This window comes from Streptomyces sp. NPDC005799 (assembly GCF_040630525.1).
Lineage (GTDB): Bacteria > Actinomycetota > Actinomycetes > Streptomycetales > Streptomycetaceae > Streptomyces > Streptomyces griseorubiginosus_B.
Genome location: NZ_JBEXXQ010000013.1, coordinates 188,314 through 201,133, shown reverse-complemented (window position 1 = coordinate 201,133; position 12,820 = coordinate 188,314). Strand labels below are relative to the sequence as shown.

The 12,820-nt window shown below is 72.6% G+C and carries 6 protein-coding genes and 1 tRNA gene; all 7 read right to left on the bottom strand.

Going from position 1 to position 12,820, the window contains the following annotated elements; genetic code table 11:
- Positions 1–241: 241 nt before the first annotated feature.
- Positions 242–318 (bottom strand) — tRNA-Thr (locus tag ABZ453_RS15745).
- A 107-nt stretch (positions 319–425) separates the two neighbouring features.
- The gene (locus tag ABZ453_RS15740) at positions 426–2,012 is read right to left on the bottom strand and encodes an alpha/beta hydrolase (RefSeq protein ID WP_359015437.1); all 1,587 of its coding nucleotides are present in this window, start codon (positions 2,010–2,012) and stop codon (positions 426–428) included.
- A gap of 142 nt (positions 2,013–2,154) precedes the next feature.
- On the bottom strand, positions 2,155–3,360 hold the full coding sequence (locus ABZ453_RS15735) for a DNA polymerase III subunit delta' (RefSeq protein ID WP_359015435.1): 1,206 nt from the start codon (positions 3,358–3,360) through the stop codon (positions 2,155–2,157).
- Between the two features lie 219 nt (positions 3,361–3,579).
- Complete coding sequence (gene tmk, locus ABZ453_RS15730) at positions 3,580–6,819, bottom strand: dTMP kinase (protein ID WP_359015433.1); 3,240 nt, start codon at positions 6,817–6,819, stop codon at positions 3,580–3,582.
- Between the two features lie 144 nt (positions 6,820–6,963).
- Positions 6,964–9,789 (bottom strand): type I DNA topoisomerase, encoded by a 2,826-nt coding sequence (topA, locus tag ABZ453_RS15725; RefSeq protein WP_359015431.1) that lies wholly within the window; start codon positions 9,787–9,789, stop codon positions 6,964–6,966.
- Between the two features lie 258 nt (positions 9,790–10,047).
- Positions 10,048–10,245 carry a hypothetical protein gene (locus ABZ453_RS15720; RefSeq protein ID WP_359015429.1) on the bottom strand — a complete coding sequence of 66 codons (198 nt, stop codon included), beginning with the start codon at positions 10,243–10,245 and terminating at the stop codon, positions 10,048–10,050.
- Positions 10,246–10,375: 130 nt separating this feature from the next.
- Positions 10,376–12,757 (bottom strand): protein kinase, encoded by a 2,382-nt coding sequence (locus ABZ453_RS15715; protein ID WP_359015427.1) that lies wholly within the window; start codon positions 12,755–12,757, stop codon positions 10,376–10,378.
- Positions 12,758–12,820: the final 63 nt, after the last annotated feature.

Genomic DNA, 12,820 nt, shown 5'->3' with positions numbered 1-12,820 from the left:
GGGCTTCACCGTCCGCTTCGACCCCATCGAAGCGGCATGACCACATCACAGTCACCACTGCGGTGACCAGGGGTCATGCTTCATTTTCGGACCAGAGGCTCAAAGCTGGGTTCTCGTCGCAGAGGCGGCACCTCTGACCTACGCATTACGATGCACAGACCGCAGAAGCCCGATTTGCCCGGATCTCAAGGTCAATAAAAGAGAAAAACCTCAGGTCAAAGGTCCGACCTGAGGTTCACCATGGAGCCGCCTTCGGGATTCGAACCCGAGACCTACGCATTACGAGTGCGTTGCTCTGGCCATCTGAGCTAAGGCGGCGCGCCGTCCGCACTATGGTGCGATCAGCAACGTCGGTAAGTCTACACAGTTTCGGGGGGTGCTCCGACCACGCCCCGGGGCGGGCGCTCCCGGGGCGTGCGGCGGGGCTATGAGCAGCGTTTTCCCTGGGTCGGAGGGGTGCCGTCGAGCAGGTAGGTGTCGATCGCGGAGTCGATGCAGTCGCTGCCGCGGCCGTACGCGGTGTGGCCGTCACCCACGTAGGTGAGCAGGCGGGCCGAGGAGAGCTGGCGGGCGAGGGACTGGGCCCAGCGGTACGGGGTCGCGGGGTCGCGCGTGGTGCCGACCACGACGATCGGCGCCGCCCCCTTCGCCTCGATGCGGTGCGGCTCGCCCGTGGCCCTCACCGGCCAGTACGCGCAGTTCAGGGAGGCCCAGGCGAGGCCCTCGCCGAAGACCGGGGAGGCCTTCTCGAAGGCGGGGAGCGCCTTGTCGACCTGGTCGGGAGATGAGAAGGCGGCGGGCAGGTCCAGGCAGTTCACGGCCGCGTTGGCGAACATCAGGTTCGAGTAGCGGCCGGCGGCGTCGCGCTCGTAGTAGCTGTCGGACAGGACCAGCAGGCCCGCGCCGTCGTTCTCCTTCATCGCCGACGTCAGCGCCTCACGCAGCTGGCCCCATGAACCCTCGTCGTACATCGCCGCGATGACGCCGGTGGTGGCAAGGGCCTCGCCGAGCTTGCGGCCGTCCGCGTCGCCGGTGGGGATGGGGTGGGCGTCCAGCTTCTTGAAGAACGCGCTGAGGTTTTCGCCGACCTGGGCCGGCGTGGTGCCCTTGGTGCCGAGCGGGCAGTCCGGCTGCCGTACGCAGTCCTTCGCGAAGGACTGGAACGCCGTCTCGAAACCGGCGGTCTGGTCCAGGTTCATCCGGCGGGCGGACAGGGAGGGGTCCATCGCGCCGTCGAGCACCAGCCGGCCCACCCGCTCCGGGAACAGCCCGGCATACGTCGCCCCGAGGAACGTCCCGTACGACGCCCCCACGTACGTCAGTCTCCGGTCCCCGAGGACCGCGCGCAGGATGTCCATGTCCCGGGCCGCCTCGACCGTGGACACATGCCGCAGCAGGTCCGGGGAGTGCGTCCCGCACCCCTCGGCGAACTTCTTGTAGGCGTCGACGAGTTCGTCGGTCTCCTTCGTGTCGTCGGGTGTGGTGTCCGTCTGCGTGAAGGCGTCCATGCGGCGTCCGCTGAGGCATTCGACGGGCTCGCTGCGGGCGACCCCGCGCGGATCGACCGCGACCATGTCGTACCGCGCCCGCACCTCCGCCGGATAGCCGACCCCCGCGTACTGCTCCAGGTAGCCGATCGCCGAGCCACCCGGCCCGCCAGGGTTCACCAGGAGCGACCCCAGCGGCCGCCCCTTGCCCGTGGCCTTCTTGCGAGCGACGGCGAGCCGTACGTCCCCCGCGCCCGGCTTGGCGTAGTCGAGCGGCGCCTTCATCGTGGCGCACTGGAAGCCGGGCACCCCGCAGCTGCGCCAGCTCAGCTTCTGTTCGTAGTACGGCGTCAGCGCGGACGGCGTCGACTGCGGCAGCGCGGCCAGGGCCGCCTCGGCGGGACCGCCCGCCGTGCTCGTCGTACTTCCGGAGGAGCAGGCGGAGACGAGGAGGGCGGCGGTGGCGAGGAGAGAAGCGGCGGCGGTTCGGGGGCAACGGGGACGGGGGCTGCGCCTGATGTGCATCTGGCGAGCGTAACCGTGTGTCGCCGCTCGGATGCCGTGCGTGCCCGCCGTGCCTCGTACGAGTTACATGGTCAACCTCCGTTGATCAGTCGCGGAGTGTCGTGCGCCATTCCGCCCCGGGGTGCCGCGCGGTGCCCGGTGGTCAGCCCGCTCTCAGGGCCATCGTCATCGCCTCCACCGCGAGCAGCGGGGCCACGTTGCGGTCGAGGGCGTCGCGGCAGGCGGCGATCGCCTCGATGCGGCGCAGGGTGGACTCCGGGGAGCTGCCGCGAGCAAGGCGCTCCAGGGCGTCCTCGGCTTCCGCGTTGGACAACGCCACGCGCGTGCCGAGCTGCAGGGCCAGGACGTCTCGGTAGAACGCGGTGAGGTCGGTCAGGGCGAGGTCGAGGCTGTCGCGCTGGGTTCTTGTCCGGCGCCGCTTCTGCTTGTCCTCCAGGTCCTTCATCACGCCCGCCGTTCCGCGCGGCATCCGGCCGCCCTGAGCCGCGCCCAGCGCCGCCTTCAGCTCCTCGGTCTCCTTGCCGTCCATCTCCTCGGCGAGCTGCTTGGCGTCTTCGGCGGCCGCGTCCACCAGCTCCTGGGCGGCCTTCAGCGCACCGCCGATCTCCTCGACCCGCAGCGGCAGCTTCAGCACGGCGGCACGGCGCTCACGAGCCGCCGGGTCGGTGGCCAGCCGGCGGGCCCTGTCGACGTGCCCCTGGGTGGCGCGGGCCGCGGCCGCGGCGACGGCCGGCTCCACGCCCTCGCGCCGTACGAGCATGTCGGCGACCGCGTCCACCGACGGCGTCAGCAGGTTCAGGTGGCGGCAGCGGGAGCGGATGGTGGGCAGGACGTCCTCGATGGAGGGCGCGCACAGCAGCCAGACCGTGCGCGGAGCGGGTTCCTCGACCGCCTTCAGCACGGCGTTGGCCGATTTCTCGTTCAGCCGCTCGGCGTCCTCGACCAGGATGATCTGCCAGCGGCCGTTCGCCGGCGAGGTGAACGACTTCCGTACGGTGTCCCGCATGTCCTCGGCGAGGATCTGCGAGCCGACGGCGGCGACGCTGGTGACGTCCGCGTGCGTGCCGACCAGGGCCGTATGGCATCCGTCGCAGAACCCGCAGCCCGGTGATCCGCCGAGCGCGCGGTCGGGCGACACGCACTGCAGCGCGGCGGCGAACGCCCGGGCCGCCTGGTTCCGTCCGGCTCCCGGGGGCCCGGTGAACAGCCAGGCGTGCGTCATCTTCGACGCCTCGGGCGGGGGCGCGTCGGCGGCGACCGCGGTGACGAGCGCGTCGGCGTCCCGAGCGGCGGCGTCCAGCTGCTCGGCCACCTTCTCCTGGCCCACGAGGTCATCCCAGACCGTCATGCGTCCCTCGCCCTTTCACCACGGTTCGTGTTGCGGGTTCCATTGTGGGGGGCGGCACTGACAACGGGACGCCGAGTGCGCGGGGGCAGTCACTAGGAGCCGCCGAGGGCGCGGTCAGGCACGGACGACGGGCCGCCGAGTGCGCGGTCAGGCACGGACGACGGAGGTGGCAGAGCGGGCGCAGAGGCACTGCCTGCGCGGGTGGCCAAGCGGGAAGCCTCAGCGCCCCCGGCCGCGGCGCCTGCCCCGCCCCGGGTCCTCGTCGTACTCGTCCTCGTGCGGCCCGAGCAGTTCGTCGGCCAGTGACGGCAGGTCGTCGAGCGGCGTCTCCTCGGCCCAGTCCGACCGGGTCCGGCGCCGAGGTGCCCCCTCCGCGTCGACCTGGGGCAGCTCCCTCGTACGCTCCTCGCCCCCGTCCGGCCGCGCACCCCCCGCCCGCTCGTCCCGGAAGTACCCCGGCGGCACCCGGTCCGCGGGCCCTTCCTCACGCACCGGCGGCAGCACAGCCGTCTCATCGGCGGCACCCGGCACCACAGGCGGCAGCACCGCAGTCTCATCCGCCGCACCCGGCACCACAGGCGGCAACACCGCCGTGTCGTCGGCGGCACCCGTCGGCGCCGGCGGTTGCGGCAGCTTCGTCGTCACCTCGGAGTCCGACTCGCCGACGGGGCGCTTACGGCCCTCGGCGGCGGCGTCGGCGCCCCCGGCACCGTCCTCCCGCACCGGCCGCAGCACGGCCGTCTCCTCGGCCGGTCCGCCCGACGCGTTCGTCGGCGTCACCACCGGCGTCGGCACGGTCGAGGCCTCCGGCGCGACCGCGGGCGCCGTCGGCTGCTCGGGCCCCGCCTCCGCGGCGGCCGCGGCCTGCTCCGCGAGCCGGCGTGCCTCCTCGGCCCGCAGCAGCGCCTCCTCGGCCTTGCGCTGCTTCTCCAGTCGAAGCGCCTCCGCCTCGGCCCGCAGCCGTGCCTCCTCCTCGGCCTGCTTGCGCCGCCGCTCCTCCTCGGCCTTGCGGCGGGCCTCCTCCTCGGCGCGTGCCTTCTCCTCGGCGAGCAGCCGCTGCCGCTCCTCCTCCGCGCGCCGGGCGGCCTCCTCGGCCCGTCGCCGGGCCTCCTCCGCCTGCCGTTCGGCCTCGCGCCGCTGCGCCTCCTCCAGCTCGCGCCGCTTGCGCTCCTCCTCCTCGGCACGCAGCTTGGCGAGCTGCTCCTGGCGCTCACGCTCCAGCCGCTCCTCCTCGGCCTTGCGGGCGGCCTCCTCCTCGGCCTTGCGGCGGGCCTCCTCCTCGGCGGCCTTGCGAGCCTCCTCCCGCTCCCGGATCTCCTGCTCCGACAGCGGCAGTATCTGGTCGAGCCGGTGCCGTACGACGGTGGTGACGGCCTCGGGCTCCTGGCCGGCGTCCACCACCAGGTAGCGGCCGGGGTCGGCGGCGGCCAGCGTGAGGAAACCGGAGCGCACGCGCGCGTGGAACTCGGCGGGCTCCGACTCCAGCCGGTCCGGCGCCTCGGTGAACCGCTCGCGGGCGATCTCCGGGGAGATGTCCAGCAGGACGGTCAGATGCGGTACGAGGCCGTCGGTCGCCCAGCGGTTGATGCGGGCGATCTCCGTCGGGGACAGGTCGCGCCCCGCGCCCTGGTAGGCCACCGAGGAGTCGATGTAGCGGTCGGAGATGACCACGGCGCCGCGCTCCAGCGCAGGCCGCACCACCGTGTCCACGTGCTCCGCGCGGTCCGCCGCGTACAGCAGGGCCTCCGCGCGGTGCGAGAGCCCGGCGCTGGAGACGTCCAGCAGGATCGACCGCAGCCGCTTGCCCACCGGCGTCGCGCCCGGCTCGCGGGTCACGACGACCTCGTGGCCCTTGGCCCGGATCCACTCGGCGAGCGCCTCGGCCTGGGTGGACTTGCCGGCGCCGTCGCCGCCCTCCAGGGCGATGAAGAAGCCGTTCGTGGCGGGTGCCGTCACCGGGTCGTCGCCGCCGCGCAGCGCGTCCCGCAGGTCGTGCCGCAGCGGGACCCCGGAGCGGTCGTCGACCTTGGCCAGCACCAGCGCGGCCACCGGCAGCAGCAGCGCGCCGACCAGCATCAGGGTGAAGGCGGCGCCGCCGTGGGCGAAGACGAACCTGCCGTTCTCCAGGCGGTGCGGCCCGATGCCCGCGGCCACGGCCGGGGCGATGACCGCACCGAGCGCCACGGAGACGCGGACGACGGCGTGCAGATGTTCGGTCGTGCGGGCGCGCCGGTAGTCCTCGGCCTCCTGGTCGAGGAGGGTGTGCCCGGTGTTGGCGGCCACGCCCGCGCCGATGCCGGCCAGGGCGAGGATGAGCAGGACGGTCGTCACGTCCGGGACGAGACCCGCGGCCAGCAGCGCGACTCCGGTGAAGGCGATGGCCAGCGCGAGCAGTCGGCGCCGCGACAGCGACACCAGCACCTTGGGCGCCGTACGGATGCCGACGACGACTCCGCCGGTCAGGGCGAGCACCAGCAGGCCGTACAGCACCGGGCCGCCGTGCAGGTCCTTGGCGTGCAGCACCGCCACGGCGACGGACGCGGAGACCGCTCCGGCGACGGCGGCGCAGGCGAGCACCAGCAGCGGGATCGCGCCCGTGCGGCCCTTGTCGACGCCCTCGCCCGTGCGCGGGCGGCGCAGCCCCTCGAGCGGGGAACGCGCGCGTGGGGTGCGCGTGGCCGGCAGCTCCAGGTAGGTCAGCACGGACAGGGACGCGGCGAACAGGCCCGCCGCCACGTACGAGGCGAGGGCCGCCTGGTGCTGGGCGAACCAGGCGATCCCGGAGCCCAGCAGATTGTTGAGCAGTCCGGCGACGACGAGCGCGGCGGCCGCGAGCGGGATCGCGACGAAAGCCGTGCGCAGCGCCAGACGGCGCAGGGCATCCATGTGGTCCGGCAGCGGCCGTACCGTCGCGCCCTCCAGCGGCGGGGCCGGCAGCAGGGCCGGCGCGGCGCTCTCGCGGGAGACGGTCCAGAAGCGCTCGGCGACGCCGGTGACGAACGCGGTGACCAGAAGGATCGCCAGCGCGTTGTCCGGCGTCCAGTCGATCCACAGGGGCGCGACGATGAGCGCGAGGACCCGGACGGCGTCGGCGCCGACCATCGTCCAGCGGCGGTCGAGCGGACCCTCCTGCGAAGTGAGCGAAGTCAACGGGCCGAGCAGGACCGCTCCGAAGAGCAGCGTCGCCAGGATCCGCACCCCGAAAACGGTCGCCACTGCGAACGCCACGCCCCGGTAGCTGCCCCCGAAGGAGCCCTCGCTGATCGCCGCCTGCAGGGCGAGCAGGACCAGGACGAGGAGGGCGAGGGTGTCGCCGACCGACCCCACGAGGTGGGCGCTCCACAGCCGCTTCAGCTGCGGCTGGCGCAGCAGGGCGCGGACGGCGCGCTCGCGGGAGTCCGCGACAAGGGCGTCGTCGGGGGCCGGGTGGTGGGCCGTTGGCTGCTCCGCTCGCGTCATGCTTTCAGCCTATCGGGACCGACTGACAGCCCGGGGCGCGCGGCCGCACGTGCGCGCGCCCCGACACCAAAGCGATACCGGGGCGTTCGTTTCGCGAACAGGACGTGAAGGTTCCGGCCGTCGCCGACCGGGTCCCGAACGCCCTTATTCCTCCACGGAGTTGGCGGCCGTGGCCTTCTTCGCCGCAGTCTTGGCGGTCGTCTTCTTGGCGGCCGTCGTCGTTTTCTTCGCCACGGTCTTCTTGGCGGCCGTCGCCTTCTTGGCCGGGGCCGCCTTCTTCGCGGGAGCCTTCTTCGCCGTCTTCTTGGCGGGGCCCTTGGCCCGCTTCTCGGCGAGGAGTTCGAAGCCGCGCTCCGGGGTGATGGTCTCGACGCTGTCGCCGGAGCGCAGGGTCGCGTTGGTCTCCCCGTCGGTGACGTACGGCCCGAAACGGCCGTCCTTCACCACCACGGGCTTCTCACTGACCGGGTCGGTGCCCAGCTCCTTCAGCGGCGGCTTGGCGGCGGCGCGGCCGCGCTGCTTGGGCTGGGAGTAGATCTGCAGGGCCTCTTCGAGGGTGATGGTGAAGAGCTGCTCCTCGGACTGCAGCGAACGCGAGTCCGTGCCCTTCTTGAGGTACGGACCGTAGCGGCCGTTCTGCGCGGTGATCTCCTGGCCCTCGGCGTCGGTGCCGACCACCCGCGGCAGGGACATCAGCCGCAGCGCGTCCTCGAGCGTCACCGTGTCCAGCGACATCGACTTGAACAGTGAGGCCGTACGCGGCTTCACGGCGTTCTTGCCGGTCTTCGGGGTGCCCTCGGGGAGCACCTCGGTGACGTACGGGCCGTAGCGGCCGTCCCGGGCGATGATCTGGTGGCCCGTCTCCGGGTCGGCGCCGAGCTCGAAGTCGCCGCTCGGCTTGGCGAGCAGCTCCTCGGCGAGTTCGACGGACAGCTCGTCCGGGGCCAGGTCCTCGGGCACGTCCGCCCGCTGGTGGCCCTCGGAGTCCTTCTCGCCGCGCTCGATGTACGGGCCGTAGCGCCCGACGCGCAGCACGATGCCGTTGCCCACCGGGAACGACGACACCTCGCGCGCGTCGATCGCGCCCAGGTCGGTCACCAGCTCCTTGAGGCCGCCGAGGTGGTCCCCGTCGCCGTTGCCGGCGTCGGCCGCGCCACCCTCGCCGACGCCGTCGCCCTCACCGAAGTAGAAGCGCCGCAGCCACGGCACGGACTGCGCCTGACCGGCGGCGATCCGGTCGAGGTCGTCCTCCATGCGGGCGGTGAAGTCGTAGTCGACGAGCCGCCCGAAGTGCTTCTCCAGGAGGTTGACCACGGCGAAGGACAGGAAGGAGGGGACGAGTGCCGTGCCCTTCTTGAAGACGTAGCCGCGGTCGAGGATCGTGCCGATGATCGACGCGTACGTCGACGGGCGGCCGATCTCGCGCTCCTCGAGCTCCTTGACCAGGCTGGCCTCGGTGTAGCGGGCCGGGGGCTTGGTGGCGTGCCCGTCGACCGTGATCTCCTCGGCGGTGAGCCGGTCGCCCTCGGCGACCTGGGGCAGCCGCCGCTCGCGGTCGTCCAGCTCGGCGTTCGGGTCGTCGGCGCCTTCGACGTAGGCCTTCAGGAAGCCGTGGAAGGTGATCGTCTTGCCGGACGCGCTGAACTCGACGTCCCGGCCGTCGGCGGCCGTGCCACCGATCTTCACGGTCACGCTGTTGCCGGTCGCGTCCTTCATCTGGGAGGCGACGGTCCGCTTCCAGATCAGCTCGTAGAGCTTGAACTGGTCACCGGTCAGCCCGGTCTCGGCGGGCGTGCGGAAACGATCACCCGAGGGCCGGATCGCCTCGTGCGCCTCCTGCGCGTTCTTGACCTTCCCGGCGTACGTCCGCGGGCTCGACGGCAGATAGTCGGCGCCGTAGAGCTGCGTGACCTGGGCACGGGCGGCGGCCACGGCGGTGTCGCTGAGGGTCGTGGAGTCCGTACGCATGTAGGTGATGAAGCCGTTCTCGTACAGCTTCTGGGCCACCTGCATGGTCGCCTTCGCTCCGAAGCCCAGCTTGCGGGAGGCCTCCTGCTGCAGCGTCGTCGTACGGAACGGGGCGTACGGCGAGCGGCGGTACGGCTTCGACTCGACCGAGCGGACGGAGAACTGCGTCTGCTCCAGGGCGGCGGCCAGCGCGTGAGCGTTGGCCTCGTCGAGGTGGAGTACCTGCTCGCTCTTGAGTTGTCCCAGGGAGTCGAAGTCGCGGCCCTGCGCGACCCGCCTGCCGTCGACGGTCTGCAGGCGGGCGACCAGCGACGACGGGTCCGACGGATCCCCCGCGCGGCCGGTCGCGAAGGTGCCCGTCAGGTCCCAGTACTCAGCAGAACGAAAAGCGATGCGCTCGCGTTCCCGCTCGACCACGAGCCGGGTGGCGACGGACTGGACGCGGCCCGCCGACAGCCGCGGCATGACCTTCTTCCACAGGACCGGCGAGACCTCGTAGCCGTAGAGACGGTCGAGGATGCGGCGGGTCTCCTGGGCGTCGACCAGCTTCTGGTTGAGCTGGCGCGGGTTGGCGACGGCGGCCTGGATCGCGGACTTGGTGATCTCGTGGAAGACCATCCGCTTGACGGGGACCTTGGGCTTGAGCACTTCCTGCAGGTGCCAGGCGATGGCCTCGCCCTCGCGGTCCTCATCGGTGGCGAGGTAGAGCTCGTCGGAGTCCTTCAGCAGGTCCTTGAGCTTCTTCACCTGGGCCCGCTTGTCGGCGTTGACGACATAGATCGGCTCGAAGTCGTGCTCGACGTCCACACCGAGGCGGCGGACCTCGCCGGTGTACTTCTCCGGCACCTCCGCGGCGCCGTTGGGAAGGTCGCGGATGTGCCCGACACTCGCCTCGACGGTGTAGCCGGGGCCGAGGTAGCCCTTGATCGTCTTCGCCTTGGCAGGCGACTCGACGATGACGAGTCGGCGGCCGCCGTGTGCGGTCTCGCTGGTCGGGGACAACTTCGCTCTTCTCTCTCCGGTCGACGCTGGGGCCTCCCCAGGCGTTCCTCCCGGGGTCGTGTCATGGTGACGCTGCGGAGTGTGACGGTACATCCCGCCCCCGTGTCAAACGGGAAAAGCCCACAACGGCCACTCGAACGGTAACCCGAGTCGCGCCATTCCTGCCGCACGGAGTTGTCAGCGGCATTCGGGCAGCGGGCGGAATGTCACGTACCGGTCACTCCCGGCCATCTCCGCGCGGCCGGGGAGATCGCGTCGTCAGACGCTTGCGAAGCACCAGACGCCGACCGCGACAGCGGCCGCGCCGGCGACGGTGGCGAGGGCCGCGGATGCGACCGGGCTCACACCGAGGGCGACGGGCCGCCGGTGCCTCAGCCGAACGGCGACCCAGGCCAGCAGGGCGGCTCCGAACAGGGCGAACACCGTGCCGGTGAAGATCGCCGGACCGCTCTCCATGGTGGGTCCTTCCCGTGCCGTTCCGTGCGGGGGTGCTGGACCCGGACGCTCGCAGCGACGCGAGACGCGCGGGCGAACCAAGAGTGAACGCCAGGAGTCCGGACCGCCATGCGTTGGCCAAGCGGGACCGTCACGCCGAGCCGGACGGCGGCGGGGTCAGCTGTCCCGTCGATTTTTCCCCGTCGGCGCGCTCCATCGTGCAGATCACCGTGGTGAAGCCCTGGTTCCAGTTCTCCTTGGTGTTCCACCAGCCGATGATCGCCCGGCCGGAGCCGGGTGACCAGGTCGACTCGAACTTGTTGGTGCAGAGCTTCTCGGCGTTCTTGGTGCCCGCGGTGAAGTCCATGTTCGCCGGGGCCCGGGCGAAGCCGATCACCTGGTCCGTGTGCGCCTGTGCGCAGTCGGTGAGGTAGGTGTGTGTGGTGTCCTTCTCCTCCAGGTAGGTGAAGCAGTCGCCGACGCTCATCTGGGCCGCGGCCATGTCGATCCCGGCGTCCCGGAACCGCCCGACCTCGCCCCCGATGGGTATGTGCCGGCCGAGGACGAGACAGGCCGTACCGCCGCCGGACGCGCCGAAGCCCTGGCGGGTGGGCACGACGGCGTAGGACCCCGCGTCCGGGAGGCTCCGCGCCAGCGGTTCGCTCTGGCGCGCGCAGCGGTCGGCGCCGTGGGCGCGCGCGTCGGCGTAGTCGGCCGCGGAGTCCACGGCCACCACCTGGCCCTCGGGGAGGTCGTTCGCGCAGTCCACGACCCCGAGGTTGGGCGGCGACCTGAACGGCTCGCCCGACCACACCGCCTTCACGCAGTCCCCGGCCTGCAACGGCTTGGTGAGGCCGACCTGCTCGCCGTACACGTACACCGGCCCGGTGGGGCCCGGCTGCGCGGACGACCGCGCCGACGGACTCGTGCGTGGCTGGGCGCTGTTGTCGTGGCGGGTCAGCGACACCGCGCCCCACACTCCGATCCCGAGCACGAGCGCCACGGCGGCCACCGCGGCGACGATGACGACGGTCCGCCGGGAACGCCGGGGGCCACCGGGCTGCGGTACGGCCGCCGGGCTCTGCCCCGGGCCGCCGGTGCCGCCGGTGCCCGCGTACGTGACGGTGGGGCTGCTCGCATACGGATTCCAGCCCGGATACGGCACCGGGGCCTGCGGGCCGCCCGGCGTCTGCGGAGTCGGCGGGTTGTCGGGGGTCTGCGGCGCCCCGGGCGTGTGCGGTCCGCCCGGCGGTACGGGCGACTGCTCGCCGTACGGTCCGGCGGCGACGTATCCGGGAGGCGTACCGCCCGCGCCATATCCCGGGGGCGTAGCACCGCCCGCGTACCCCGCGGGCGTCCCACCCGCCACGTACCCCGGCGGCGGTGGGCTGTTCGGCGTGCTGCCCTGCGAGGGCGTGCTCGCCACGTATCCGGGCGGCACCGCACCGTACCCGGGCGGAGGTGAGCTGGGTGAACCCCCTTGCGCGGCACCCGCGTACCCGGCCGGGGACGAACTCCCTTGCGCGCCACCCGCGTACCCGGCCGGGGACGAACCTCCCTGCGCCGCGTTCGCCCCGTACCCGGGCGGAGGCGGACCGCCCTGCGCCGCACCCGCCGCGTATCCCTGGGGTGGGCCGAACCCCTTCGCCGGTGCCTGTGCCGCGGACTGTTGCAGCACCCGCTCCAGGGCCGGGCGGACCGTCTCCGGCGCCGACCTGCGCACCGGATCCTTGACCAGCAACCCGTGGAGCACGGGCGCCAGTTCGCCCGCGCGGGCCGGCGGGGTCGGTTCCTCGCCGAGCAGGGCGGTCAGGGTGGCGTAGTCGCCGTGGCGGTCGAAGGGGCCACGGCCCTCGACGGCCGCGTACAGCGTGGCGCCGAGGGAGAAGAGGTCGGCGGCCGGGGTGGGCGGCTCGCCCCGGGCGCGCTCGGGTGCGAGGTACCCGGGTGTGCCGAGGATGCCCGCGGTCGCGGTGAGCCGGGGTTCGTGGGACTCGGGCATGAGGGCGATGCCGTAGTCGGTGAGCAGCACGCGCGCGTAGGCGTCGCCCGAAGCGTCCGGCGCCAGAAGGATGTTGGCCGGTTTCACATCCCTGTGCAGGATGCCGATGCGATGGCCCGCGGTGAGCGCGTCGAGCACGGCGAGCCCGATCTCCGCCACCCGCACGGACGGCAGCGGGCCGGAACTCCGGATCACCGCCTGGAGGTCGACCGCGTCCGGGACGTACTCCATGACGATCCACGGGAGCCCCTCGTGGACCACCACGTCGTGCACCGTCGCCACATGCGGATGGCCCCGCAGCCGCGCCGCGTGCCGGGCCTCGCTGCGGGCCCGGGCGATGCGCTGCGCCGTCTCGTCCCCGTCCACCGGCAGGTCCGGCAGCGCGATCTCCTTGACCGCGACCTCGCAGGCCAGCTCGGTGTCGTGGGCGAGCCAGACGCGGCCCATGCCGCCCGCGCCCAGCGTGCGCAGCAGCCGGTACCGTCCGTTGATCATCCGGCCCTGGCCGTGTTCCGGCGTGTCCCCCGCCATGGCGCCTCCCCCGAGACAGCGCGCCTCCCCCGAGGACGCGTGGAGCCTGTCTCTAGAAAGTAG

Coding starts and splice junctions, on each gene's coding strand:
- ABZ453_RS15740 (WP_359015437.1), bottom strand. CDS start 2,012: ATGCACATCAGGCGCAGCCCCCGTCCCCGTTGCCCCCGAACCGCCGCC.
- ABZ453_RS15735 (WP_359015435.1), bottom strand. CDS start 3,360: ATGACGGTCTGGGATGACCTCGTGGGCCAGGAGAAGGTGGCCGAGCAG.
- tmk (WP_359015433.1), bottom strand. CDS start 6,819: ATGACGCGAGCGGAGCAGCCAACGGCCCACCACCCGGCCCCCGACGAC.
- ABZ453_RS15720 (WP_359015429.1), bottom strand. CDS start 10,245: ATGGAGAGCGGTCCGGCGATCTTCACCGGCACGGTGTTCGCCCTGTTC.
- ABZ453_RS15715 (WP_359015427.1), bottom strand. CDS start 12,757: ATGGCGGGGGACACGCCGGAACACGGCCAGGGCCGGATGATCAACGGA.